At 68.4% G+C, this 25,363-nt stretch carries 18 protein-coding genes; 1 reads left to right on the top strand and 17 read right to left on the bottom strand.

Annotated elements, in window-relative coordinates; genetic code table 11:
• Positions 1–20: 20 nt before the first annotated feature.
• The 15 genes from WC326_05390 to WC326_05320 form a co-directional block, all read right to left on the bottom strand.
• The gene (locus WC326_05390; protein MFA7330493.1) at positions 21–1,670 is read right to left on the bottom strand and encodes a cytochrome c3 family protein; all 1,650 of its coding nucleotides are present in this window, start codon (positions 1,668–1,670) and stop codon (positions 21–23) included.
• Positions 1,670–3,460 (bottom strand): hypothetical protein, encoded by a 1,791-nt coding sequence (locus tag WC326_05385; GenBank protein ID MFA7330492.1) that lies wholly within the window; start codon positions 3,458–3,460, stop codon positions 1,670–1,672. Before WC326_05385 ends, WC326_05390 begins: the two co-directional genes overlap by 1 nt.
• Complete coding sequence (locus WC326_05380; GenBank protein ID MFA7330491.1) at positions 3,457–4,473, bottom strand: hypothetical protein; 1,017 nt, start codon at positions 4,471–4,473, stop codon at positions 3,457–3,459. The genes WC326_05385 and WC326_05380 overlap by 4 nt, the downstream gene beginning before the upstream one ends.
• Positions 4,470–6,671 carry a cytochrome c3 family protein gene (locus WC326_05375; protein MFA7330490.1) on the bottom strand — a complete coding sequence of 734 codons (2,202 nt, stop codon included), beginning with the start codon at positions 6,669–6,671 and terminating at the stop codon, positions 4,470–4,472. The genes WC326_05380 and WC326_05375 overlap by 4 nt, the downstream gene beginning before the upstream one ends.
• 47 nt (positions 6,672–6,718) lie before the next feature.
• Positions 6,719–7,669: a hypothetical protein gene (locus WC326_05370; GenBank protein ID MFA7330489.1), complete on the bottom strand. Its 951-nt coding sequence runs from the start codon at positions 7,667–7,669 to the stop codon at positions 6,719–6,721.
• Entirely contained in the window at positions 7,638–10,238 is a 2,601-nt protein-coding gene (locus WC326_05365; GenBank protein MFA7330488.1) for a hypothetical protein, read from the bottom strand. Before WC326_05365 ends, WC326_05370 begins: the two co-directional genes overlap by 32 nt.
• On the bottom strand, positions 10,238–11,041 hold the full coding sequence (locus WC326_05360) for a hypothetical protein (GenBank protein ID MFA7330487.1): 804 nt from the start codon (positions 11,039–11,041) through the stop codon (positions 10,238–10,240). Before WC326_05360 ends, WC326_05365 begins: the two co-directional genes overlap by 1 nt.
• A complete protein-coding gene (locus tag WC326_05355; protein ID MFA7330486.1) occupies positions 11,038–11,826 on the bottom strand; it encodes a cytochrome b/b6 domain-containing protein in 789 nt (262 codons plus the stop codon). The genes WC326_05360 and WC326_05355 overlap by 4 nt, the downstream gene beginning before the upstream one ends.
• Complete coding sequence (locus WC326_05350) at positions 11,813–12,853, bottom strand: hypothetical protein (GenBank protein ID MFA7330485.1); 1,041 nt, start codon at positions 12,851–12,853, stop codon at positions 11,813–11,815. The genes WC326_05355 and WC326_05350 overlap by 14 nt, the downstream gene beginning before the upstream one ends.
• Complete coding sequence (locus tag WC326_05345) at positions 12,834–13,769, bottom strand: hypothetical protein (protein MFA7330484.1); 936 nt, start codon at positions 13,767–13,769, stop codon at positions 12,834–12,836. Before WC326_05345 ends, WC326_05350 begins: the two co-directional genes overlap by 20 nt.
• A 64-nt stretch (positions 13,770–13,833) precedes the next feature.
• The gene (locus WC326_05340; protein MFA7330483.1) at positions 13,834–15,663 is read right to left on the bottom strand and encodes a rhodanese-like domain-containing protein; all 1,830 of its coding nucleotides are present in this window, start codon (positions 15,661–15,663) and stop codon (positions 13,834–13,836) included.
• Between the two features lie 108 nt (positions 15,664–15,771).
• Positions 15,772–17,100, bottom strand: a complete 1,329-nt coding sequence (locus WC326_05335) for a hypothetical protein (protein ID MFA7330482.1) — start codon at positions 17,098–17,100, stop codon at positions 15,772–15,774.
• Between the two features lie 9 nt (positions 17,101–17,109).
• Positions 17,110–17,334, bottom strand: coding sequence for a hypothetical protein (locus tag WC326_05330; GenBank protein MFA7330481.1), 225 nt, complete (start codon positions 17,332–17,334; stop codon positions 17,110–17,112).
• A gap of 239 nt (positions 17,335–17,573) precedes the next feature.
• A complete protein-coding gene (locus tag WC326_05325; GenBank protein ID MFA7330480.1) occupies positions 17,574–19,793 on the bottom strand; it encodes a M23 family metallopeptidase in 2,220 nt (739 codons plus the stop codon).
• Positions 19,786–20,259: a tetratricopeptide repeat protein gene (locus tag WC326_05320; GenBank protein ID MFA7330479.1), complete on the bottom strand. Its 474-nt coding sequence runs from the start codon at positions 20,257–20,259 to the stop codon at positions 19,786–19,788. The genes WC326_05325 and WC326_05320 overlap by 8 nt, the downstream gene beginning before the upstream one ends.
• On the opposite strand from WC326_05320, the gene WC326_05315 reads away from it, so the two are divergent.
• Positions 20,248–20,829, top strand: a complete 582-nt coding sequence (locus tag WC326_05315; GenBank protein ID MFA7330478.1) for a hypothetical protein — start codon at positions 20,248–20,250, stop codon at positions 20,827–20,829. The two genes, WC326_05320 and WC326_05315, sit on opposite strands and share 12 nt — an antisense overlap.
• A 6-nt stretch (positions 20,830–20,835) precedes the next feature.
• Here WC326_05315 and WC326_05310 read toward each other — a convergent pair whose 3' ends face one another.
• Positions 20,836–21,894: a methylated-DNA--[protein]-cysteine S-methyltransferase gene (locus tag WC326_05310; protein MFA7330477.1), complete on the bottom strand. Its 1,059-nt coding sequence runs from the start codon at positions 21,892–21,894 to the stop codon at positions 20,836–20,838.
• 70 nt (positions 21,895–21,964) lie between these two features.
• A complete protein-coding gene (icmF, locus tag WC326_05305; protein MFA7330476.1) occupies positions 21,965–25,201 on the bottom strand; it encodes a fused isobutyryl-CoA mutase/GTPase IcmF in 3,237 nt (1,078 codons plus the stop codon).
• Positions 25,202–25,363 lie beyond the last annotated feature (162 nt).

Genomic DNA, 25,363 nt, shown 5'->3' with positions numbered 1-25,363 from the left:
TCCATTGCGCTGCGCCGGCCTCAGTAAGCCGCGCCGTTGTGCGGATGCCCGTGGCAGCTCAAGGTGCAGTTGCCCTGCTCCAGGGAGACGCGCTCGACCTTCAGCACGCCGTCCAGGGGCGTGATCCAGGGCTTGTCCAGCCGCAGCAGGCTGGCCTGGTCAGGGGAGCCGTGCGGATCGTGGCAGGCCGCGCAGCTGTAGCCGCCCTGGTTGATGTGCAACCGGTGCCAGCGCCAGCCCTGTCCGCTGGAGAACCAGCTCTCCTTGTGACACGTGAAGCAGAGGCCGTTCTCGTCCGCCTCGCCGGTCAGGTAGGGCGTGGGGTTGAACGGCGCCTTGAGCAGGTGCTCGATGTTCGAGCCGTGGGGCCCCAGGGGACCGCCCGGATCGTCGTTGCCGTGGCAGCTCGAGCAGGTCAGCTGATCCAGAGGGCTCCACTCGGGCTTCAGGCTGGGCACCTCTGAGTTCAGCCCGGGGCCCATCACCGCGTGGGTCGAGCGGTTGCCCAGGTCGAAATCCCGGGCGATGTCCCGCTGGCCCGGCAAGGTGCTGCTGGAGAAGCCGTGGCACTTGAGGCAGATCTCGTATTCGTAGTCCGCCGCGTCCTTGGCCATGCCCAGGCGGCTGATTCCCGAGACCCCCTCCAGGCTGGACGGCAGGTTGCCGGCCACCGACTGGGCCGAGGCGGCGTGCGGGTTGTGGCAGTCCGAGCAGCGCACGGCGCGGTTCTCCCGCGAACCCGTCAGGAAGCCGATGAACCCCGCGGCGTCCGGCTCGATGAACGGGGAGCCGGTGTGCAGGCTCACCGGGTGCGTGAAGAGCTTGTCGAACTCGCGCTTCAGGTTCTGCGGCGAGGGGACCTCGCGCGGGCCATCCAGCGTGGCGTCGTGGCAGCGGAAGCAGAGGCTGTTCTCCTCGGCCAGCAGCAGCCGTGGCTGGGGCGGCGTCGCGTGGATGCTGTGGCACTGGCTGCAGGAGAACTCGCGCATCGCGGCGAACAGCGGATCGTCGGGATTGGCGTGCACGCTGTGCGACCAGCCTTCCAGCTGATGGCAGGTGAGGCAGATCTGGCCCTCGGAGGCACTCACCTTGAGGAAGTTGCCCCGCGTGTTGTCGTGGGGATCATGGCACGTGGAACAGCGGATCCGGTCGCCGCGCAGGGTCATGCCCGTCAGCAGGCTGTCCGGCCGCACCAGCTCGCGGTCCCGGCCGTTGAAGGTGAACAGGTGCGTGTTCATGTGGGTGGGCGGTGTCAGCGCCCGCTCGCCCAGGTCGATCTCGCGGCTGATGTGCGCGCCGGGATCCGTGGGAAAAGCCTGGGCCACGCTGCCGTCGTGGCAGGCCAGGCAGAGCTGGCTGGCGGGATCGGCCGGAAAACCGGGCTCGTCGTCATCCAGCTGGGCTCCCAGTTCGAAGGGGCCGCGCGCCAGGCGGCGATCCCAGAGCGGCACCAGCTGCTCGTGCACGCGGGGGCCGTGACACACGCGGCAGAGCTGGCGCTCCAGCGTGCTGTCCGGCTGTCCGTCCCCGCCGTGCCAGTGGGTCAGGTTGTGCGGCGAGGCCTGCACGCGGGAGGCGTCCACCGGCAGGACCGTCCGGCCGTCGGCATCCGCCAGCAGGGTCAGTCCCAGCAGGGCCAGGGCTCCACGCAGCAGGAGTGAGGATCGCATCACCAGAGCCTCCTCAGCACATGGATCCAGGCCTGGGTGTCCGTGTCGCCAAAATTGGCGGGGTCTCCCACGAAGCGCAGGTCGGCCGTCAGTTGCAGTTTGTTCATTTCGAACTCCGCGAACGCGCGGATCCACATCCGCTCCGGCAGCGGATCGCGCCGGGGACGCCAGACGCCCCGCAGGTTGAAGGTGGCCGGACGGACGGGCTGCCAGCGCAGTTGCGCGGCCACCCGGCGCTCCCACTTCACCGGATCCTCGTCCACCAGATGCTGGACGCTCATGCCCGAGAGTCGCGCCTGGATGCGGTTGCGGCGCCACTTGATCCACAGCTCGTTGTTGATCGTGTTGCGCAGGGTGTCGTCGCTGAACACCAGCTCCGTGCCCACGTGCCGGCGCCAGTCCACATTGTGCCCGACCTGGAAACTCCCGTGCGGCAGCAGCGTGCTGCCCAGGCCCAGCAGGTTGTCGGCCTCGCGCTGCAGCGTCCGGGCATGCGGGGCGACGGTCTCCTGGTCCTGGAGGCGGAACAACTCGCCGCGGGCCAACTCGCGCAGATTCAGGCCCAGCCAATCCACGGGCTCCACGGGCAGCAGAAGTTCCAGCTCGCCGCGCCCCGTGATTCCATTGCCGTACTCGGCGGTTTCGGACCAACCGCCGCCCAGGTCGCCGCGCAGCAGCAGGTCCCGCTTGAGCCAGAGCCCGTGCCGGATGGGCTGGCTCCAGTCCGTCTGCACGCCCGCCGCGGTCTGGGCCGCGGCCCGCGCCGCCAGGGGGCGCCAGTCGAAGATCGCCAGCGCCAGGTAGTCCCGCCGATGGCTGCGGTCCACGTCGTCCACCTGGGCCCGGTCGCTGGAAATGCGCAGCTCGCTGCCCAGGACCGGCGTGGGCATCCAACGCCACGCCAGGCCGGCCTGGCGCCGGTAGATGCTGCGCTCGTCCTGCTTGGTGTAGTCGGCGCCCGCATTGGCCGAGAGACGATGCGGGCCTTGCTGCCAGCGCACGCGGTTCTGGCCCAGCAGACGGCGGACGCCTTCGCGCTCCACCAGCCCCGAATTGCTGTGCACGGCCGCTCCGCCCGGCATCGTGCCCGCCAGGGTCAGGCCGGCCAGGCTGCGCTGCAGGTCGAAGTCCAGGCTGTCCGCCAGCCCGTACCAGGAACTCTCGCCCCAGCCCCGGATCAGGAACTGGTTCCAGGCGGGGATGCGCTGCTCCAACTCGCCGCGCAAGAAGCGGTGGTCGGTGCTCGCCCGCTCGTTGAGGACGCGGCGGTTGCCCGCGCTCACGGTGAGTTCGGTGTGATCCAGGGGCCGCAGCGCCAGGCGCGCGCCGAGGATCAGGTCGCGCAGGCGCAGGCTGTCCACCAGGAAGGCGTTGGGCCGCCGCCAGCCATAGCGGCTGAACAGTCCCAACTGCACCTGATGCACGGGTTTCCAGTCCAGGTCGCCCTGCAGCTCCGGCGTGTAGACGCGCTGCTCGTAGAGCGTGTTCTGGGCCAGGGTGGCCCCGGTGCGCACCAGGTAGCGCAATTCGCCCGCCGCGGGCAGCACGCCGTGCGCACCGACGATCAGGCGCGTGGTGTGCAGGTTGAGGTTCTCCTGGAAGGCGCCCGCGTAGCTGCTGTCGCTGAGCCAGGTGCTGGTGTGGTCCAGCCAGCCGTCCAGCGTGAATTGCCGGCTGGGTTGATAGGCGGGCGTCCGCAGCCACTGCGGCACGCTCCACTCCCGGGCCTGGGCGCCCGTTCCGGCCAGCAGGCTCAGGCCGAGCAGCACTCCGATTCCGCGGTGCTTCATGGCGTCACCTCCGCGGAGAGATAGGGCAGATAGCGGTAGACCTGCACGCGTCGGTTGTACTGGTCGGCGATGTAGAGGCGGTTGCCCTCCGCGCAAATGGCGCTGGGCAGCAGGAAATCCTCGTCGGAGCGGCCCGTGGACCCGAACCAGTAGAGCAGCGCGCCGCCCTGGCTGAAGACCTGCACGCGGTTCACCCCGGCGTCGCTGACGTAGAGGTTGCCGTCGGTGTCGAAGGCCAGACCCTTGGGAAACATGAAGCCGCCCGGCGCGTGGTCGTAGACGCCGAACGCGGCGTCGGGCCGGCCGTCGCGCGTGAAGGCCTGCACGCGGTGGTTGAGCGCGTCCAGCACCCAGAGCCGGCCGTCCGGGCTGGTGCAGACGGCGACGGGATGCAGGAACTGGCCCGGCCCCGTGCCTTCCGAACCCACGGTGCGCAGCCAGCGGCCGGCGCCGTCGAAGACCTGCACCAGGTGCCGGCCCGCGTCCGCGACGTAGAGGAACTCGCCGTCCCAATGCATCTGGCCGGGACGCTTCCAGCCGTCCGGCGCCGCCAATTCTCCCTTCAGCAGGCCGGAGGATTGCCCCAGCAGGAAGACCTTGGCGCGGCCGGCGTCGGCCACGGCGATGCCCGCCGGAAAGGATTCGACGCCCGTGGGCGTGGCGAACTCGGGGATCTGGAACACTTCGTAGGGCCGCGGCGAACAGCCGTCCACGCTGAGCCGGAGCACCTGCGACAGATCGCCGTCGCAGACCAGCACGCGGCCGTCCGCGTCCACATCCAGGTCGCTGGGACGGCCCACGGCGGCCAGGTCGCAGCCACCCGTGAGGGCGCGCAGGGTTCGGATGCCCGCTCCGCCATCCCGCCGGATGAGCGTGAGCAGGTCCCCCTCGTGGAGGAGCAGCGTGTCCGTTCCGGCGGCCACCAGGGGCCGTTCCGCGCGCTCGCCGAGTGTGGCGCAACCGGCCAGCAGCGCGAGCAGAAGCAGTGGGAATAGGCGACGGGTGACGTTCATGGCAGAATCCGCTTGTCGCTCAGGTGATAGTACCGATGCTTCCAGAGGGCCTTGTCGCCGTGGCAATCCGAACACACCGCCTCACTGGTCTCCTGCCGTAGAAAGTCCGGCGAGGATTCGCCGCCCGTGGGCGGCTGCGCCACGTGCGGGTTGTGACAGCTGGTGCAGTCCACGTGACCCACCGGCCCCAGGGCCCGGGCCTGGTTGTCGAAGAGCGGCATGCTGCGGCCGTCCGGCCGCCAGGGACCGTCCACCGTCAGGTACTTCTGGGGATGTCCCCAGGCCTCGGGAATGCGCGTGGCCGTGCCCTGCTCGCGATGGCAGGAGAGGCAGTGGCGGGCCCCGGGCGACCAGTTCTCCGGGTTCCGCTCCAGGGCGGTCTCGGGGAAGCCGCGGGTGACGCTGTCCATCTGGGCGTCGGTCAGGCTGCTGGCGATGATCGCCCAGTCGGAGACCGCGTGGTGCGTGGTGTGGCAGGCCCGGCAGGCGCTCTGGTTGGGCTGGCGCTCGCCCAGGTCGTGGCCGGAGCCCAACACGTGGGCCTCCTGCTTGTGACACGCGGTGCAGAGTTGGGCCCCGGTGTTGTCCAGGCGCAGGAAACTCGAAGCGTCGTCGCCCCGGGCGTCAGGTCCCGTCCAGGAGGGCGCCCCGGCCGGCCGCCAGTGATGCGGCTCGTGGCAGGATTCGCAGCCCACCAGCAGGTCGACGCCCGCCGGCGCCTCGGCGCCCGGCTTCCAGGTGCGCAGGTTGTCCGCCCGGAATCCCGGCAGGCCGTCCTCCGCCTTCAGTTTGACGGACAGCGGATGGCCATGCTCGCCCAGCGGCGTGGCCCCGTGCCGGCCATGACCCTCGTGGCAGGAGAGGCAAAGGCTCGTGAATTCAGAGACGCCGCCCTGGGAGTGGCCGTCGGAGAAGGCCGCCTTCTCGTGCGTGTTGTGGCAGGACGTGCACTGGCCGCGGCTGGGCTCCTTCCAGTTGAAGGAATTGTGGTCGGACACCAGGGTCTGGGACTCGTCGCGATGGCAGTTGACGCAGAGGCGGCCGTTCTCGTCGTCCGGCAGCCGCAGGAAGCTGGAGAGGGCGTCCCCCTCCTCGTTGCCCGCGCCGGGTAGCCGGTCGGCCATGGGGCTCCAGCGGTGCGGGTCGTGACACGTGGTGCAGCTCATGCGCTGCGCGCCGAAGAGCGGAAGCGCGACGCCCTGGGCCTTGACGGGCTTGTCCAGCGGATGGCCGTGGCCCACCCAGGTCTTGGCGGAGGCCACGCCCTTGTCCTGGTGGCAGCTCAGGCAGCGGGCGTCCACACCGGATGCCACCGGGTCCGCCGCGCGGCCGTTGGGCAGCGGCCAGGCCCACATGGATGGGCCCTTGCCGCCGTGGCTCACGTGACACGAGGCGCAGGCGTCGCTTTTGCCCGCTGTGCGCTTGCCATCCCCGATGACCAGATCCGCGTGCTCCAGCGCCAGATGGTGGTCGCTCTGCAGGATCGAGAAACTCGACTCGTGGCAGCTCTTGCAGAGCTGGGTGCGGTCGCCGTTCTCCATCAGCTTGACCGACTTCTGGTCGTGCATGCGGTGGCAGCTGAGGCACTCCACCTGGGTCGCGGAGACGTGCCGTCCCGCCAGTGTGTCCGGCAGGGCCGACTCCAGCCGCGCGTGGATCGGGTGGTCCGTGTTGCGCCGCGCGTGATCGGCGTGGCACTGCAGGCAGAGCGCCGAGTTCTCGGTCTCGTTGCGCAGGAAGGGCACGTAGAGGAACTCACGCTCCATCTTGTTCATGTGCGGCGTGTGGCAGGTTCCGCAGTAGATCTCGCCCTTCATGTCCCGCGGCAACCCGCTGGCCGCCACGGCGTGGGGATTGGAGGGCTTCTTGGAGTGCGGATCGTTCTTCCCGAAGTGGCTGCGGGAATCGCCCACGTACCCGTCGTGGCAGGACCAGCACATGTCCTGGGTGGCCACCCGGGCCTCCCGCCCGTCGATGAGGATCGGGTGATCCACCGGGGGCAGCAGCGGGGCCATCTTCTCGTAGCCCTCGCCCCACTCCACGTGGCAGATCACGCATTCCTTGGAGCGGTCCATCCTCAGCTGGGCGCCCGCGGGTGCGGCGGCCAGCAGCAGGGACAGCGCGGCCAGACCGATGCCCGCGAGCCGGGCGGTGGCCCGGCCGTGAGACAACGCCGACCTGCGCGGTTGGGGTGCCATGTGCATCCGTTCCTTTTTCAACAGTGACTTCCCACGCCGGGTCTCCATCAGGGAATGTCGAAGCGGATGATCCGGCTGGCCCGGCTGTCCACCACCCACCATGAACTGCCGCAGCAGGCGATGGCCGTCGGTCCCTCCATCCGCCAGGGCTTGCCCTTCAGCTGCAGCATGCCCTGGCTCTGGGCGTACTCGTCATAGGTGTGCACCATGCCCAGGTAGCTGTCCGTGATCAGCAGGCCCTTGCCGTTCCAGCAGGCGCAGGCGCCCTTGGGGCGGTAGAGTCGTTCGCCGTCCGTCCCGAAGCTGCCCACCATCCGGTCGAAATTCCCCAGCCGCGTGTAGGCCTGGATGCGGCCGCCCAGCACGTCGATCACCATGAAGCCGTTCAGGTGGCGGGCCAGGATGCCCGGGAACTTGAACTCCTCCACGCGCTCGCCCGGCCGGCCGTCGGGCAGCGTCATGCCCGCCATCCGGCGCATGGGACGGATGTCCGCGCCTCCGCGCCCGATCACCTGCAGCAGGGCGCCGTCGTAGGAGATGAGCAGCAGCCGGTGGTTGTCGTTGTCGCTGACCACCAGCTTGTCCTCCAGCGCCAGCACGTCCACGGGGTCGCAGTTCCCCGGCAGCTGGATGGAATCCAGCGGCCGGCCGTCCAGCGTGGTGACGAAGATGCTGCCGGCCTCCGGATCGCTGACGTAGAGCCGGTCCTGCCAGATGTCGTTGCCCACCGGATTGACGAAGCCCGGATGGCGGATCTCGCGCAGCAGCTGGCCCTGCGGGCTGATCACCACGATGCGCTTGTTCAGTCCGTCCACCACGTAGGCGTTGGACTTGGCGTCCGTGGCCAGATCCGTGGGGAAGTTCGTCCCCGCGGCCACCTCCTGCAGGATGCGCACCTCCGCGGTCCGGCCCGGCAGGGCCAGGGACAACAGCAGCGCCAGGACGCAGCAGGCGGCCGTCAGCCGATCAATAGGCCGGCGGCAGATAGAAGACTTCATTGTCGGTCACACTCGCGGTTATGGCATTGCTGCGCAGTTGACGGATCCGCTCCTCGTCGAAGCCCACGGCCTTGAAGTCCAGCAGGCCGCCCTCGGCCACGTGGCACTCGTTGCATTGGGCGCCGCTGCCCGCACCGGATTGGATGCGGTCATGGAAGCGGTCCTTGGTGTCCTTCATGCGGGCCTGGGTCATGGGGGCCGAGTTCGTGCGGTATTCCCGGGCCCGCTCACTCTCCAGGTCGGCGTAGAGCGGCGCTCCGTCCACCTTCAGCCCCAGCAGGCTGGTGAAGTTGTCCAGGCCCGTCTCGGCGGGCTGGGCCAGCAGCTTGTAGGGCGTGGCGGGCTCGCCCTCCGCGGCCATGCGCAGGTCCAGCCAGGCCCAGTTGGCCGTGCCGCGCTGCTCGGGCTTGGCGTGGCAGGCCTCGCAGGTCATGAAGCGGCTGTGCAGGTTCAGGTAGGCCCGCGTCTTGACGTTCACCTGGTGCGGCAGCATGGAGTGGCAGAGCAGGCACTCGCTCTGGCGCAGGGTGCTGTCCACCTCCACCACCGGCACGGAATCGTGGAAGCGCCGGTGCCGCCAATCCACGTCCTCGTGGGCCACCCGCAGCGGATAGCTGGGATCGGCCAACGCGGCCTCCTTGTCGGCCAGCGGGCGCTTGCACCACTGGTTGATGACGGAGTCGGGATCCGGCTTGCTGTCCAGCCCCAGGTAGAGCCGGAAGGACCAGACCATCGCCGCGCAGGTGCCGATGGTCAGCACCAGGAAGGTCCAGCCCAGCGTGCGCGCCAGCACCTTGCGCGTCTGGCGGCGGTCCCGCTTGCGCCCGGTCACCTCCTGCAGCAGGATGGGGCCGAACTTCTCCAGCGCGCCCTCCTGCATCAGGGCGCCGTGCTCTTCCTCCATGTCCTCTTCGCCCATCTTGCCGTCGATCCAGATCTCGCTCATGGGCCAGCGGGCGGGCTTCCAATGGACGTTCCAGAAGTGCCAGACCACGATGGCCGCCACGGCCAGGATCGCCTCCAGCGAGTGCACCAGGCGGGCCAGGTCCACCACGAACTTGGAGCCCAGGTGCTCGAACCAGAGGATGATGCCCGTTCCGGTCATCACCACGGAGCCCCAGGCGAAGGCCCAGTACTCCATTTTCTCGCCGTAGTTGAAGAAGCCGAAGGCGGGACGATCCTTCCGCCTGCCCAGCATGAAGGCGAAGTTGTGCAGGAAGAGCTTGATGTCCGACGGCGCGGGCAACATGGCCAGCATCAGAGCCCGACCGCGCCGGGTGAACACGGCGTAGAACAAGTGGTAGAAGGAGACCAGCGTGAGCAGGATGGCCGCCACGCGGTGGCTCCAGTCGCGCACCGGCATGAAGTAAGCCCACTGCGTCAGGGTGCCGAAGCGCTCCGGCGGAATCCACAGCATCACGCCGGTCAGGGCCAGCATGGTGAAGCTGACGAACATGATCACGTGGGAGATGCGCTCCGCCGGCGTGAGCCGCTTGAACACCCGCGGCACGACGCCTTCCGCCGGCTCGTGATGCGCCGCGGCGTGGGCCTTGCGGTGCCGGCGCCAGGCGATGTAATCCAGCAGGTTGTGGAGCATCATCCCACCCAGGGTCAGTAGGATGATCCAGATGTAGACGCGCTTCACCCAGACGAGGATCGAGACCTTCACGCCCTGGTAGAGGTTGTGCATGGAGCCCGCCGTGGCAAAGGCCGCAGTGGCTCCATCGTGGCAACCCGTCGTGCTGCAGGTCTTCTGCAGGTTGGCCGGGTTGATCATGGAATTGGGGTCCTCGTGGCTGAGGATGCCGTGGTGGCCGTGGCAGTCCGCGCAGACGGGGCTGCGCTTGTCGCCGAAATTGAAACCGCGGCCGTGGAAGGACTCCAGGAAGCTCGAGACCATCGTGCCGTCGATCAGCAGGGCCTCCAGGCTGTCCGACACCAGCTTGTTGTCCGTGTGACAGCGGATGCAGGCCTCGAAGTTCTGCTGGTGACGCCAGTACTCGTCCTCGCTGATGTGCAGCGCCAGGTGCTTGAAGTCCTTGTCCAGCTCGTTGTAGTTCTCGTGGCAGGTCTTGCACTTGGCCTTGGCGCGCTCCATTTCCACCGGCAGCTCCTGCCAGTAGACGGAGTTGAAGTGGCAGTCCTTGCAGGTGGGCTTGCGGTGGTCGTAGGCCCCGTGCCCCGTCTTGCCGTGCACGGAGGCGGCCAGATCCTGGGCCATTTTGAAGTGGCTGTAGTCCTTGCCCGTGTAGGGGTCGATCACGTGGCAGGCCACGGCGCAGTTGACCTTCGCCACCGGCGCGCGGTGCGGGACCTGGTCCACGTCCGTGTGACACTGCCGGCAGGCAAAGCGCCCGTGGACGGATTCCTTGTAGACCCCCTCGTCGATGTGGAAGTTGCGGACCCCCGCGGAGTCCGAAACCGCCATCCAGGGCTTGCCGTGGCAGAACAGGCAGTTCTCCGGGTCGAAGCTCGTGTCCTGGGCGCGGGACGCCGTGGACAGGGCCAGGAGCAGGCCTAAGCTCACGCTTAGGAACAGGCTCAGGAACGGGATGAGCGCGCGGCGCATCAGTCCTCCAGGATCGGGAAGTGGAAGGGCTCGTAGTTCTCCACCATGCCCACGGCGGCGGAATGGGTCAGCTCGTGGATGCGGGCCTGGCTGAAGCCCAGCGTGGCCCAGGGGAAGGTCGCCTCGGGCGTGTGACAGGACAGGCAGGCCAGCGGCTTGTCGCCCACGTGGTCCTCGGCGAATTCGCGGAACTGGGCCTCGTCGATCTCCAGGCCGCCCACCGCGTCGGCGCGGAATTCCTTGTAGCGCTGGTCGTCGTAGGGCGTGAACATCAGCGTGCGCCGCCCGGACAAGTCCTGGACGGGCACGATGCGCTGGATGTAGTTCCCCTTGCCCGTCAGCCCGCCGTTCTCCAGCCGCTCGAGGCCGTAGGGGCCCTGGGCCGTGACGCTGTTCTTCACGCCGAAATCCGTCCATTCCAGCCGGGTCCGGCTGCGGTTCTCGTCGTCCAGGTGGCAGGCCAGGCAGCTCAGGAAGTGCGAGTGCTGGTTGTAGAAGGCCCGGCGCTTGGGGTCCTTGTCGTGGGGAAACAGCGTGTGACAGGTCAGACAGGCCTCCTGCTGGCCCAGCGGCAGCAGCCCGTGGAGCTGGACGCCGTGATAGTGCTGCTCCTGGTTGCGGTAGTCCTCGAACCAAGTCTCCAGGTGGCGGATGTGGTCGGCGAAGACGCGCTTGCCTTCGACGGCCTCCACGTGGGGCTTGTGGGGCGTGTTGGTCCAGCGGACCAGCAGCACGGCGATGGTGCTGCCCACCGCCAGCATGACCAGTCCGTAGACCACGCGGATGAGGGTTTTGCCGTTCATGCGCGCCCGCCCTGGCCGTCCGTCGGCCCCTGTTCCGCCTCCGCGTCCTCGCGCCGCCGGGGGCGGCCGCGCTTCAGCTGCTCCAGGATCTCCTCCAGTTCACGGGGATGCTCGTGCAGCATTTCCTCCTCCGTCAGCGTGCCCTTGTACCACACCTTGTTGGCGGGCCAGACCCGCGGGTTGAAGTGCACGTTGTAGAAGTGCCAGATCACGATGGCCAGGAAAGCCAGCAGGGCCTCGTCGCTGTGCGCCACGTAGGCGATCTGGATCAGCTCGGCCGAGATGAAGCGCCCCGCCGCCTCCGGGTACCAGAGGATCAGGCCGCTGCCCGCCATGATGAACATGCCCCAGAACACCGCCCAGTAGTCGAATTTCTCGATGTAGGAGAAGCGGTGGAAACGTGGACGCTCGTCCGTCATGAACAGGAAGTAGCGCAGGTTGTCCCGGATGTCCCGCGCGTCCTGCAGGTTCGGCAGCAGGTGCATGCGCGCCAGCGGCGTGCGGTTGCGCACCACGTTGAACAACACATAGAGCACGTGGATGCAGAAGTCGGCGATCATCACCACCGCGGCAATGCGGTGGACGGAGCGGATGGTCTGGATGCCGCCGAACAGGTCCACGCTGCGCGCCCAGAAGGCGTTGTCCGGGAACTTGATGGGGAAGCCCGTCAGCACCAGGACGATGAAGGGCACGAACATGAAGACGTGCTGCAGGCGCTGGCTGAGCGAGAAGCGCACGTACTGGCGCTGATCGCCCACGATCCGGATGCGGTCACTGGTCCTCATGGCGCCCTCCCCGGGTGACGCGCCCGTGCACCCAGCGTCCGAAGTCCAGCAGGATGTGGCTGAACAGGAAGGCCATGGTGATGGCGGTGAGCAGGATGAAGCCCCAGGTCACGGCGTAGACCACCGGATTCCCCTGCATGCTTGGCTTGGAGTGGATGGCCGAGCGCGCGAACTCCAGGCTGGGGTTCTGGTGGCAGCCCGTGGTGCCGCAGGTCTGGCGGATGTTGGCCGTGGAGAGCGTGGATGCGGGGTCGTCCTGGGCGAGGATCATGTGGCTGTTGTGGCAGTCCGCGCAGTTGGCCACGCCGTCCAGGCCCCGGCGCATGGCCTTGCCGTGGAAGTGGTGCTGGAAGCCCTCCACCTGCGTGCTGCTGAGGTTGACGCTCTGCATCAGCGTGGCGTCGCCGTGGCAGCTGGCGCAGAGCCGCACGATGTCCAGCGAATTGTCCGCGCTGCGGTGGGACGTGTGGCGGTCCACGTGTTCGATCACGCCCTCGAGCGAGTTGCCGTCGTGGCAGTTGGCGCAGTGTTCGGCCTGTTCCTGCACGCGCAGGGAGGGCTCGGCCATCAGGTGGCTGCCGTGACAGTACTTGCAGGTGGGCTTGGCCGCGTTGGTCTCCGCGTCATCCTCCGCGCTGAAGCCGTGCACGCCCAGGCCGTGGGCCTCCACCTCGGTGCGGTGGGAGAAGACCGTCAGTTCGAAGGGCCGGTTGACGTGGCAGGTCTTGCCGCAGTCCACCTTCTGCACCACGGCCGGATGCGGAAAGGCCTCGATGTCGACGTGGCAGTCCCGGCAGCTGATCCCCTTGTGGGAGGAGTGCAGCACCGTCTCCGCGCTGACCTCGAAGAGCCGCAGATTTCCCTGGTCGTCCATGCGCGACAACAGGGGCAGTCCGTGGCAGAGTTCGCAGTTCTCGGAGTCCGCCGGGCGTGGGGCGGCGTCCGTGGTTGCCGCTCCGAGCAGCAACAGGGCCAGGACGCCCCCGGCCAGCCAGGCTCCGGGTTTTCTACAGATCGTGACAGGCATAGCAGATCCGCTCTTTCGGCGCGCGCAGCAGCTTGGAGGGAGGAGGCTCCACCCCCTGGCCGCAGGCCGGGTTGGGCGTGTGGCACGTGGTACACGTGAGGAACTCACCCTCCCGCAAGGGCAGGGTGACTCCGGATGTATCATGGAACCGCTTCAGGGCGGAGGCTGTGTCCATCTTCAGGCGGTTGTGCAGCACGGAGCGGCCCAGATGCTCGCGCTCGTGCTTCACATCCTTGTGGCACTTCAGGCACAGTTCCCCGGCGGGCAACTGCGGCTGGGGGGAGAGACTCTGGCCGTCGCTGCCCGGTGCGTGGCAGTACCAGCAGAGGTTGGGGTCTCCCGCCGTGCGGTGGGGGTTCTTTTGGGGATAGAGGGCGCGTTCGTGGCACTGGTAGCAGAAGTCCGTCTCCCGGGGCCAGGGGCCGCCCACCAGCATGGCGCGGTTCTCCCGGTGCACGCGGAAGTTGCCGTCCCCCTTGCAACCGATGTTGTGGCAGGTCAGGCACGTGGAGCGGCCTTCCTGCAGGCGGGCGCCCTTGAAGGACGGCGCCTTGGGGTTGTCCCCGGCGAAATTGGTGGGATGGATCTCCCGCAGGTGCGCCACGGGGTCGTGGCATTCGGTGCAGGACTCCCCCCGGAAGGAGGCGGCGCCGGGTTCGGCGCCGGCGACGTGGCACTCCGCGCAGCGGTTCTCACGGCCGTGCGGGTTCAGCTTGCCCGGTCGGGTCAGGTGGTGGGTCAGCGTGTCACGCGGGGCGGGCGTCTTGCAGGCCGGAGCCCCGGGCGCGCACAGTCCGCAGGAAGCGGACTTGGGGGCCTCGGCCGTGGCGGCAGGGCCCATCAGCAACAGGAAACCGCCAGCGCAGAGGGCCGCCAGCAGGAACCAGAGGAGGCTGCGGGTTGCAGGTCGTTCCACCGGGGACTCCGCCGCTTGGAAAGGGGACCCGGAGCCGCCGCAGCGGCTCCGGGCTCCAGGTTGACTAGTTGGTCACAACGGGGTAGTTGAGGGCCGTGTGGGCCCAGCCGTTGGAAGGCAGATCGTCGTGCATCAGGGCGTTGGCCCCGAACTTCAGGCTCACCACGTCGTAGCCCAGGGCGCCCAGGTAGAACCCCGTGAAGGCGCTGGTCTGGCCCGTCCAGCAGTACAGCACGTTGGTCTCGGTGGGATGCAGACCGGCCAGGTCCGTGGAGGTGGTCACCGCGCCGGGGGTCAGCTGATAGGCGCCGTCGATGTGGCCGACGCCTTCAAAGTCCGCCGCGCTCCAATAGTTGAAGATGTTGTAGGACTCGGGGGCGCCCATCACCGTGGAGGCCGAGATCGTGTTGGCCGTGAAGCCTTCGGCGAGCAGCGCATCCACGCGGGCTTCCAGGATGGCCTGGCCGCTGGTGAGGCCCGTGCTCAGCGTGGGCCAGCTGTTGGTCGGCAGGGCCGGACTGGCCGTGGTCACCATGTCGGCGGAGAAGTCGTTGCTGATGGCCGCGTCCCAGGGACCGGCAAAACTGTCGTTCCAGCCCGCCATGCCCCACTTCATGCAGAAGGCGTCGTGGCCCAGCATGCGCAGCGCCATGGTGGCGAAGGCCGCCGTCTGGCCCGTGTAGCACACCACCGCCACTTCGTCGCTGTTGGTGTTGTTGGCGGCCACGTAGTCGCCCACGTCGGCCAGGGCCACGTTGTGGGCACCCTCGATGTGGCCGGCGGCGAAGTCCGTCGCGCTGCGCAGGTCCACGATGAACAGGTCGGCCATGTTGTCATGGGTGTAGGTCGCCGTCTTCACCCAGGTGGTGTTCCAGCCGGCGAACTCGGCGTCGGTGACCGCCGTCAGCAGCTCGAACTCGTCGGTCTGCTGGCCGCCCGTGTAGGCGTAGTTGGCGTGATAGCCGCCCATCTGCCAGGCGTGGCTGGCATCCAGCGCGGAGTGGATCATGCCGTTGGCGCCGAACTTCAGCGACAGGGCGTTGTAGCCCAGCACGTTCAGGTAGAAGGCCGTGAAGGCGCTGGTCTGGCCCGTCCAGCAGTAGATCACGTTGTCGCCGTCGGGGTCCAGGGCGGTCAGGTTGTCGTCGGTGGTCAGGGTGCCCGGTGTCAGCTGGAAGGCGCCGGGGACGTGGCCGAAGGCGGCGTAGTCGGCGGCCGCCCAGTAGTTGTAGGTCTCGTAGTCGTCCAGGGCGCCGAAGACCTGGGCGGCGGTGACGGCGTTGGCGCCGAAACCCTCGGTCAGGACGGCCTCAATGCGGGCGTCGAGGATCGCCTCGCCCGTGGTCTGTCCGGTGTGCAACACGGGCATGGCCGTGTAGACCGGCAGGTTCGGGGCGTTGTCGTCACTGAACTGGGCCACGTAGTCGCTGGAAGCGCCGCTGTCCCAGCTGGCGGCGAACTCGTCGTTCCAGGACGCCATGCCGAACTTCATGGCGAAAGCGTCGTCGAAGCCCGCCATGCGCAGGGCCATGGTGCACCAGGAGGCAGTCTGGCCCGTGTAGCACACCACGCAGATGGTGCTGGAGCCGGCGCTGGCCGCCGCTTCCACGACATCCGCGGCCGCCACGTTGTGGGCGCCCTCGATGTGCCCGGCGGCGAAGTCCGTCGCCGATCGCACGTCCATGATGTAGAGGTTGGACAGGTTGGTCTGCACGTAGGAGGCCGGCTGGATCCACGAGGTGGTCCAGGCGGCGAACTGGACATCGGTGATGTCGGACAATAGGGCGAATTCGTCCGCTGCCGGGGTGGTGTCGTCGTCGTCTTCCGAGCAGCCCGTGAAGACGGACAGGGTCAGGGCCACTGACAGAGCCAGGGCGGCTTTCGTGTGTTTCATGAACTCTCCTTGCGATGATACTTCCGGGGCTTGGCGAATCCCCGCTTACTGGTCCAACCGTCCCGTCGACCCTCCCAGACCGCCGGGTGCGACCCGTCTCACATCAATTCAATGCCGGTTCCAATACTGGCTGATGCTGTCGTCCACGGCCACGCGGCGGTTGGCCCGGATGTACTCGTCCGGATCGCTCAACCCCGTGACGGAGCTCTTCAGGCTGTCGAGGCGGCTCATCCACAGGAAGCGCCGGGCGTTTTCCTCTTCGTGCGGACCCTGAACGTGGCAGCTCATCCAGCAGTCGCCCATGCTGTAGGCCGGATTCGTCAGGGCGATCTCCGTCTGCGGCGTGAAGCGCTGGATGTTGTGCGGGCTGGCGTATTCCCAGGTTTCGAAGTCCGACCAATTGGGCTGCGACCACCAGCCCCACTCGCGGAAGCCGTCCTTGATCACCGGAATGTGGCGCACAGTCACCCACTCCTCCTTGGCCACCGGGTGGTTCGGCCATTCGCCCGTGTTACGCCCGATGCGGAAGTCCACGTACTCGGAGTAGCCCTCCGGATCGCTGCTGCTCCACACGCCGCCCGAGTGGCAGTTCAGGCAGTTGGTGTAGGGCTGGCTGTGGCAAACGTGGCAGGAGAGCCCCTCCTCCAGGGAATTGCCGTCCGGCCAGTGGTACTCGTGGAACAGGTTGTCGCTGGCGGACAGCTCGTGGCAATTGACGCACTGCGGCAGGCCTTCCACGGCGTAGCGCGAGGTGTAGTCCGTGCGCCCGTCCCCGTGGAGGTCCTCCTGGTGGCAGAAGAAGCAGTCGTAGCCCTGCTCCTGATGCACGTCCGGGCGGTTGCCTTCGTGGTGGCCGCTGAAGTCGTTGCCCACGCGGCTGCCGTGGCAGGCCGTGCAGTTGTTCTCCATGTCCGGCGTGCGCTGGAACTTGTGGCTGTCCAGGAAGCCGCCGTGCACGCCGTTGGGCCGTGACACGTGGCATTGACCGCAGGTCGTGTGACAGTTGGTGCACTCGCCCTCGTACCCGTCCTTCAGCAGCTGGGGGCACTCCTCGTAGCTCTCGTAGCCGGCCCGGAGTGCGATCTTGTGCTTTTCGCCCCACAGCTGCGTGTGCATGGAGGTGGCGTTGAGCGCCACGATCTGGGCATGACAGCCGGCGCCGTTGCAATTCGACTCGGCCTGGGAGGAGGGGTCGCGCAGGACGCCCTTGACTTCGGGTTTGCGCCGGATCAGCACACCCTGATCGTCATACTCCGCCTCGAATTCGTGGGCCTTGGCCATGGCCACCCACAGGTCGTCGCGGGCTTCACTAGCCGCCACGACGGGTTCGGTGCCGCCGTGACAGGTCACGCAGCCCACGGCCGCGTGGTTGGGGTCGATTTCGGCGTAGGTCGCGGCGTTGATGAAGACCTTCTCGAAGGGTTCCAACGGAACCACGGTGCCGCCTCAGCCACCGCCCCCGCCGCCGCCGCTGCCGTCATCGATGGCCAGGCGCCGCAGATAGGCCCGCGTGGTGTGACAACCTTCACAGGTCAACACCACGGACTCCGCACCCATCTCCGGGGCCTGGCGCACCGGCTCGATCCTCTCGCAGGAGAGCAGCAGCAGCGCCAGGATGACGAGGCTGAGTCCGCAGCTCCAGGAGGAGGAAGCAGGATGTGGGTGCACCATGGCGCGTTCCTAATGTTTCACTGGTTGCGACTTGGTTCGACGGCGCTGCCGGACCCGACCTTTATCGGGAGCCACGGGGCAGTGCCCGAGGCATTTTTAACAAGTTGGGGAGATTAGATCTATTTTCGAACTATCTCCCGACAATTCGGCTGCCGTTCAGCTTTGAAACTGTTAGCACTTTGACAATATAGCCGAGAGCGGTTGAGAATCAAGTGATCATTGCTTGTCAATAGAATGGATCAGGGTTTGGCGGCACGGATTTGAATTCGATTTCGGTCCACGGCCAGGTTGCCCGAGCGATCCCGGACCCGCAATTCCAGCTCCAGCGGACCCGCCGGCCACTCTTCTGCGGGACGGAACACCACCAGGTGGGTGTCGGGCTCATAGCGCGGGTAGTGGGTGCGTCCGTTCTCCACCAACACCACCACATCGATTCCGGACGGATCCCCGCCGATCTCCCAACTCAGGGTGGGGCGCGGATCGTAGCCCGTCGGGGTCTTGCTCCGCTTGCGGCCCTTGCGACCCTTGGCCTTGACCACGGGGGGTTTGCGCAGGCTGATGGACGGGGCCCGGGTATCGGCGTGCAGGACATAATGCCCCGTCCGGGCCAGGCTGACCCGCAGGCGCCCGTCCGCCACGGTTCCACCCACCAGTCCCACCGGCAGACCACGTTCGTTGGCCTGGAAGAGCGCCGCCCGGGCCCGCTCCGCCTCGGGCAGCCCGGCCAGGCTCAACTCCAGCAGCACGGGGGTCTCGAACTGCAGCTCGCCGGGCCCGAGGTGGAAGGAGCCCCGCGCGCCGCGCCGCAGCAGCAGGCGCGTGGGGTCCGGCACCGTGCCGGCCTCCGGATACAGCACGATGGGGGCGCCGCCCCGCGTGGCGCGCAGGATCTGGTCGTGGTCCGGTTCCAGCCAGAAGCCGCTCAGGTCCAGCACGGGGAAATCCGCCGGTGCGGCCACCCGCAACGGACCGTCGGGCACCATCGCCCGGGGCAGCACCCATTCCCAGCCCTTGTCGCGCAGCTGCCCCCAGGCCGGGAGCGCGCCGCGTTCGCCCAGCAGCACCGGCACGCTCACTGCGGCGGCGGAGGGCGGCAGGGGCGCCAGCCGCACGTGCAGGCCGTCGCCCGTGTCCAGCAGCGTCCATTCGGGCACGGGCGGCGGGGACGACGGCGGCGGTTTGGACTTGCGCCGGGAGCGGGAACGCCTGCTGGTCTTCTTCTCCTTCTTGATGGGAGGCGGCGGCTTCAGGGCCGCCAGCGCGGCGCTGTCGGGCGGGGCGAAGCGCGGCTCCGTCACGGGCGCCGGCCGCAGGCGCAGCACCACGCGTAGCGAGGCCAGATTCTCCGCGGCGTCCCGCACCAGCAGGTCCAGGCGCCGCAGCGGGCGCGCCGGATCCGGCACCAGCAGACCGCCCGCCGCCCGTCCGCCCCAGATTCCCAACTCGCCCTCGCCGCCCCAGAGACGCAGATAGGGCCGCCCGTACATCTGCTGCAGCCAGCGCTGGAAGAAGCGGCCGCTCTCTCCCTGGGCCGTCAGCGGAAAGGAATCCAGGCAGAGCCGGAACAGCGTGTCCCCCTCTTCCACCACCTCCACCTGCCAGGGCAGGAGGCGGGCCTCGTTGCCCGGCAGGTGATCCACGGCGTGGAGGGCCAGGCCCGTCAGTCCCTCGCAGTCCAGCGTGTCCGGCAGGGTCCAGCGACCGGGGCCCGCGGCCCGCGGCGTAACCCGCACCGGCAGCAGTCCGCCCCCGGCGCGGCTGCCGCAGGCGGCGGGGATCAGGGCCAGGCTCTCCAGGACCGGCGCTTGGTCGTCGTAGACGCGCAGTCCGTGGCGCAGCGGATTGTAGACCCGGTCTTCGGTCGCCGAGCGCAATTCGTAGTGCAGGTGCGGCGGGCCGTTGCCCGTGTCGCCGCTGAGCCCGATCTCCTCGCCGGCCCGGACGGGAAAGCGCCCGGGTTCCGGGAAGAGGGCCTGGGAATAGGCGCCGCTCGCCTGCCGGGCCCGCTCCAGCTCTTGTTGCAGGTCTTCACGGAAGGCGGAGAGGTGGGCGAACAGGTGGCGGCGTCCCAGGGAATCCGTCAGCATGAGTTGCAGACCGTAGCCCGTGTAGTCCGCGGCGATGCGACTGATCCAGCCGCCCGCCGGAGCCAGCACGGGCATGCCCTGGCGCCGGTTGGTGGAGAAGTCCACGCCTGCGTGCAGGCGCAGGGAGCGGGGTTCGGCGAAGCCGGAGGTGAAGCGCGTGCGCTCGGCCAGCAAGGGCCCCAGCGGCGCGATGGGCAGGGGGTCGGAGTCGGCGGCGCGGACGGTGGTCCACATGCGCAGGGCCGGCCAAGTGGCGGCGAAGATCAGCAGCAGGGTCAGCAGCAGGACCGGATGGCGGCGCCAGGCGCAACGGCGCCCCTCACCAGCGGGCCGCCCGCGGGCGTCCGCGGCCATGTGCGCGGGCTCATTCACCCGGGGGACAACGCTCCAGCAGCCGCCGGGCACGCGGTGCGGAATCACCGGCGGGGAAGCGACCCAGCAGCGTCCGCGCCTCGGCGCAGGCCCGCTCGGGTTCGCCCAGATTCTGCCAGCAGAGGGCGATCTTCAATCGCGCGTCTTCCTCCTTGTTGGAGTCGGCCTGCTCCAGGACCTTGAAGAAGCACGAGAGCGCGTCCAACCAGGCCTTCTGGGCGTACCACGCCTCGCCCAGCCAGAAACTGCAGTTGTCCCGCAAGTCCAGGGGCAGGTCGGGGCGGGTGAGCAGGTCCTCGAACTGGGAACGCGCGCGCTCCGCCCGCCCAGCGTTGAACGACGCCAGGGCTTGTTCATATTGGGCCAGCAGGGTTCCGCTCTTGACGGGCGCCTCCACGCCGGGAAGCTCCCGGACGCCGAGGGCCAGACTCAACCAGAAGATGAGGAGAATTCCATGTCGCAGCATGTCTCCAACCAAAGGAAGACCGGGCTCTTGCGCAAGCTGAAAGCGGGACTTCTGCCGCTGCTGACCCTGCTGGGTGGATGTGTCTACTCCCTGCAGCCCTGGTACCCGGAGGGCACGGGCGGCGCCGAACCCGCCCTGCGGGGTGTGTGGCGGGAGGCGGGCGGCCAGGACACCTGGGTGTTCCTGGCCAACGGGGACTCGCTGCGCCTGCTCTACCAGGAGGACAACCAGTCCGGCGAGTTCTTCGCGCTGAACTTCCGCGTGGGCGAGAACGCTTTCTTGGATCTCAGCCCGGTGCCCGGATCCTACGCCTCGGGACCCGTCAGCTGGTACCTGCTGCCGCTGCACGGCCTGCACCGCTGGACGCTGGATCAGGACACGCTGCGCCTGAGCTCGCTGAATCCGCAGTCCGTGGAACTGCTGCTGGAGGGCACGGAGCATCCGCGGCTGGAGAAGCTGGACAACCGCCTGCTCTTCCTGGGCAGCCGCGAGGAGATGGCGGACTTCCTGGAGTCTCGCCTGCAGGATCCCGCCCTCTACGACGAACCCACGGTCCTGGTGAGGGAATAGCCCGGGTTACAACAGGCGCGCGAGGCCCTGTTCCAGCTCCAGCAGCCGCTGTTTGCGCCAGAGTCCGCCGCCGTAGCCAGTCAGGCTGCCGTCCGCCCCGATGACCCTGTGGCAGGGCACCAGGATGGCCACCCGGTTGTCGCCGTTGGCCCGCGCCACGGCCCGGCTGGCGCTGGGCTGGCCGATCCGCGCCGCCAGTTCGCCGTAGCTGATGGCCGTGCCGGCGGGAATCCGCCGCAGTTCCTCCCACACTTTCAGTTGGAAGGGCGTGCCCGGCAGCAGCAGGGGCGTCGTGAAGGGCTCGCCTCTTCCCGCGAAGTAGGACTCCAGTTCCCGCTCCACCTGGTCCAGGAGGGGATGGGCACCCGGCAGCAGCACGGCGTCCAGGCGCCGGGCCAGCGTGCCCAGCTGGCGCTCCAGCATGCGGCGCTCGGCGAACTCCAGCAGGCAGAGGCCCTCGTCCACGGCGCCCGCCAACAGCGGGCCCAAGGGGCTCAGCAGCCGCCGCAGGTGGATCACGCGCCGCGCGCCCGCCCGCCGGGGAGCCTCCCCGGCCACCTTGTGCAGCGCCTCGCTGAATCCGCTCAGGGATTCATAGCCCGCCTCCCACGCCGTATCCGTCACTCGTCCTCCCTCCCGGATGGATTGCAGCGCCCGGTTCAGGCGCCGGGCCCGCGCATAGGCCGTGAACGTGATGCCGTGCCGGGCCTGGAACCAGCGCCGCACGCGGTCCGGATGCAGACCCAGCGCGCGCAGGTCCGCCGCCCGCCAGCGCCGCTCGGGCTCCGCGTCCACGCGCCGCAACAGGTCCTGGATGTCCGCGGGCGGCGCGCCGGCCACGTCCAGCGGGCGGCAGCGCAGGCAGGGACGGTAGCCGGAGAACAGGGCGTCGCGGGGGTGGGCGAAGAACTCGCAGTTCTCCGGCCGTGGCGTGCGGGCCGGACAGCCCGGACGGCAGAAGATCCCCGTGCTGCGCACGCCCAGGAAGAAGATGCCGTCGTAGGAGCGGTCGCGGGCAGCCACGGCCCGGAGCATCTCCACGCGGTTGGGCAATTGTGGATTCATGGCTCCAAGGTGGCGTGCGGCGGTTCAGCCGCGCCACCGAAAAAGCGGCGTCAATCCGCGAAATGGCGGATCACATGTTGCGCCGATACTGCCCGCCCACCTCGAACAGCGCCCGCGTGATCTGTCCCAGGCTGGCCACGCGCACGGTCTGCATCAGCTCCTCGAAGAGGTTGCCCCCCGCCGCGGCCACCTGCTGCAGGCGGGCCAGCGCTTGCTGCGCTTCGGCGGCGTGGACCTGCTGGAACTCCCGCAGCCGGGTCACCTGCAGCATCTTCTCCTCGTCGCTGGCCCGCGCCAGCTCCATCTGCGCCGAGACCTCGGAGCCGCCGGGCCGCAGGAAGGTGTTCACGCCCATGATGGGCAGCTCGCCGGACTGCTTGCGCAGTTCGTAGACCATGGATTCCTCCTGGATCCGCCCGCGCTGGTACTGGGTCTCCATCGCCCCCAGCACGCCGCCGCGCTCGCTCAGGCGCACGAACTCGCTGAGCACGGCCTCCTCCACCAGCTCGGTCAGCTCGTCCATGATGAACGAGCCCTGGAGTGGGTTCTCGTTCTTCGTCACCCCGAATTCGTGGTTGACGATGAGCTGCACGGCCAGGGCGCGGCGCACGCTCTCCTCGGTGGGCGTCGTCACGGCCTCGTCGTAGGCGTTGGTGTGCAGGCTGTTGCAGTTGTCGTAGATGGCCAGCAGCGCCTGCAGCGTGGTGCGGATGTCGTTGAAGTCCATCTCCTGGGCGTGCAGGCTGCGGCCGCTGGTCTGGATGTGGTACTTGAGCTTCTGGCTGCGCTCGTTGCCGTGATACACGTCGCGCACGGCCACGGCCCAGATCCGCCGCGCCACCCGGCCGATCACGCTGTACTCGGGATCCAGCCCATTGCTGAAGAAGAAGGAGAGGTTGGGCGCGAAGTCGTCGATGGCCATCCCGCGGCTCAGGTAGTATTCCACGTAGGTGAAGCCATTGGCCAGCGTGAAGGCCAACTGGGTGATGGGGTTGGCGCCCGCTTCCGCGATGTGGTAGCCGCTGATGGACACGCTGTAGTAGTTGCGCACCTGGTTCTGGATGAACCACTCCTGCATGTCGCCCATCAACTTCAGCGCGAACTCCGTCGAGAAGATGCAGGTGTTCTGGGCCTGGTCCTCCTTCAGGATGTCGGCCTGGACCGTGCCCCGCACGGTGGAACAGGTCAGGCGGCGCAGCTCCGCTTGCTCCACGGCGTTGGGCGCGCGGCCGTGCTCGGCCTGGAACTTGTCCAGCGCGAAGTCCACGGCCGTGTTGAGGAACATGGCCAGGATCATCGGCGCGGGTCCGTTGATGGTCATGGATACGCTGGTGTTGGAAGCGGAGAGGTCGAAGCCCGCGTAGAGGCGCTTCATGTCCTCCAGCGTGCAGATGGAGACTCCGCTCTCGCCCACCTTGCCGAAGATGTCCGGGCGCTCCGCCGGGTCTTCGCCGTAAAGCGTCACGCTGTCGAAGGCGGTGGAGAGCCGCTTGGCCGCGCTGTCCTGGGAGAGGTAGTGGAAGCGCCGGTTGGTGCGCTCCGGCGGACCTTCCCCGGCGAACTGCCGGGTGGGATCCTCGCCCTGGCGCTTGAAGGGAAAGACGCCGGCCGTGTAAGGGAAGAAGCCCGGCAGGTTCTCCAGCGCCACGAAACGGTAGAGGTCGCCCTCGTCGCTGAAGCGCGGCAGGGCCACGCGCGGCACGTGCGTGCCCGACAGGCTGATGCGGGTCAGTTCCTGACGGTGGACCTGGCCGCGCACCATGTACTCGTAGCTGTCGCCCGTGTAGCACGCGGCGGTGTCGTGGTAGGCCTGCAGGGCGGGCAGCGCGGACGGATGCAGCTGGCGCTCCAACTCGTCGCGCCGGGCCGTCAGCGAGTCGGCGGCCGCGCCGGCGCCCAGTTCGCCCACGGCCGTCGCCAGATGCGAACGGAGCCGCAGCCGGCCGGCGTCCGCCACCACCCGGGCCTTGTACTCGCGCACGCCGCGGGCGATCTCGGCCAGGTAGGTGGTGCGGTCCTCGGGGATGAGCTGGCGACGCAGCACGCGCGCGTCCTTGGCCAGCGGCGCGTGGCTGTATCCGCCGCCGAAGCGCGCCTCCAGCGCAGCCATCAGGTGGTCGAAGAACCAGTTGGTCCCGTTGCAGTCGAAGCGGCTGGCCACGGTGCCGTAGACGGGCAACTCCTCATCGGCCACCTCCCAGGGAATCGAGTGGGCGCGGCGGTACTGCCGGCGCACGTCGCGCAGGGCGTCCTCGCTGCCGCGCTTCTCGTACTTGTTCAGCACCACCATGTCCGCGTAGTCGATCATGTCGATCTTCTCGAGCTGGCTGGCGGCGCCGTACTCGGCGGTCATGGCGTAGATGGAGAAGTCCGCCAGGTCCACCACCGCGCTGCTTCCCTGGCCGATGCCGCTGGTCTCCAGCAGCACCAGATCGAAGCCCGCCGCCTTCAGCAGGTGGACGGCGTCGCCCGTGGCCGCGGACAACTCGCTGCCGCTGCGCCGGGTGGCCAGGCTGCGCAGGAAGGTCTTCTCCCCGGTCAGGCTGTTGATGCGAATGCGGTCCCCCAGCAGGGCGCCGCCGCTCTTGCGCTTGGTGGGATCCACGCTCACCACGGCCACGCTCTTGTTCGGGTAGCAGGTCTGGAAGCGGCGCAGGATCTCGTCCGTCAGGCTGCTCTTGCCCGCGCCGCCCGTGCCCGTGATGCCGACCACCGGCGTGCCGGCGGCCTTCCCCCGCTCCAGCAACGACTCCAGGGCGGGTGGAACGGCCGTCCCGCCGGCCCGCCGTTCGCACAAGGTGAGGGCGCGGCCCAGGGCCAGTTCCTCCCGCCGCAGCACGCGGGCCGCCAACTCCTCCACCTCCAACTGGGCCGGGTCGAAGTCGCTGCGTTCCAGGGCCAGGTCGATCATGCCCTCCAGGCCCAGCTCCGTGCCGTCCTGCGGACTGAAGATCCGGTCGATGCCCGCGGCGTGCAGCTCCTCGATCTCGGCCTTGACGATCACGCCGCCGCCGCCGCCGAAGATCTTCACGTGGCCGGCGCCGCGCTCCAGCAGCAGCTCCTTCATGTACTTGAAGAAGCGCACGTGGCCGCCCTGGTAGCTGGAGACCGCCACGGCCTGGGCGTCCTCCTGCACGGCGGCGCGCACGATGTCCAGCACGCTGCGGTTGTGCCCCAGGTGGATGACCTCGGCTCCGGCGGCCTGGAAAACGCGCCGCATGATGTTGATGGCGGCGTCGTGGCCGTCGTAGAGGCTGGCGGCGGTAATCACCCGGACGGGGTGCTTGACGGTGTAGCGTTGGGACATGACGGCTCTCTGAAACTGATTCGTTTGCGGAATCTACCACCTGATCGGCTTTCGCCCCGATGGGGCGAAAGTGAAATGTTCGATTGGCCTGACAGTGTGGAGAAACGAATCCCTTGCGGCGCAACGAGAACTTGGTCTGCTGGAGTGGCGATGGCATGCTGT

The sequence above is a fragment of the Candidatus Delongbacteria bacterium genome (assembly GCA_041675285.1).
Lineage (GTDB): Bacteria > CAIWAD01 > CAIWAD01 > CAIWAD01 > CAIWAD01 > CAIWAD01.
This window is presented reverse-complemented; position numbering and strand designations above follow the sequence as displayed.

Bases quoted from the DNA above. Each gene is read 5' to 3' on its own strand.
- WC326_05390 (MFA7330493.1), bottom strand. From the start codon at position 1,670: ATGCGATCCTCACTCCTGCTGCGTGGAGCCCTGGCCCTGCTGGGACTG.
- WC326_05385 (MFA7330492.1), bottom strand. From the start codon at position 3,460: ATGAAGCACCGCGGAATCGGAGTGCTGCTCGGCCTGAGCCTGCTGGCC.
- WC326_05380 (MFA7330491.1), bottom strand. From the start codon at position 4,473: ATGAACGTCACCCGTCGCCTATTCCCACTGCTTCTGCTCGCGCTGCTG.
- WC326_05375 (MFA7330490.1), bottom strand. From the start codon at position 6,671: ATGGCACCCCAACCGCGCAGGTCGGCGTTGTCTCACGGCCGGGCCACC.
- WC326_05370 (MFA7330489.1), bottom strand. From the start codon at position 7,669: ATGAAGTCTTCTATCTGCCGCCGGCCTATTGATCGGCTGACGGCCGCC.
- WC326_05365 (MFA7330488.1), bottom strand. From the start codon at position 10,238: ATGCGCCGCGCGCTCATCCCGTTCCTGAGCCTGTTCCTAAGCGTGAGC.
- WC326_05360 (MFA7330487.1), bottom strand. From the start codon at position 11,041: ATGAACGGCAAAACCCTCATCCGCGTGGTCTACGGACTGGTCATGCTG.
- WC326_05355 (MFA7330486.1), bottom strand. From the start codon at position 11,826: ATGAGGACCAGTGACCGCATCCGGATCGTGGGCGATCAGCGCCAGTAC.
- WC326_05350 (MFA7330485.1), bottom strand. From the start codon at position 12,853: ATGCCTGTCACGATCTGTAGAAAACCCGGAGCCTGGCTGGCCGGGGGC.
- WC326_05340 (MFA7330483.1), bottom strand. From the start codon at position 15,663: ATGAAACACACGAAAGCCGCCCTGGCTCTGTCAGTGGCCCTGACCCTG.
- WC326_05330 (MFA7330481.1), bottom strand. From the start codon at position 17,334: ATGGTGCACCCACATCCTGCTTCCTCCTCCTGGAGCTGCGGACTCAGC.
- WC326_05315 (MFA7330478.1), top strand. From the start codon at position 20,248: ATGTCGCAGCATGTCTCCAACCAAAGGAAGACCGGGCTCTTGCGCAAG.
- WC326_05320 (MFA7330479.1), bottom strand. From the start codon at position 20,259: ATGCTGCGACATGGAATTCTCCTCATCTTCTGGTTGAGTCTGGCCCTC.
- WC326_05310 (MFA7330477.1), bottom strand. From the start codon at position 21,894: ATGAATCCACAATTGCCCAACCGCGTGGAGATGCTCCGGGCCGTGGCT.
- icmF (MFA7330476.1), bottom strand. From the start codon at position 25,201: ATGTCCCAACGCTACACCGTCAAGCACCCCGTCCGGGTGATTACCGCC.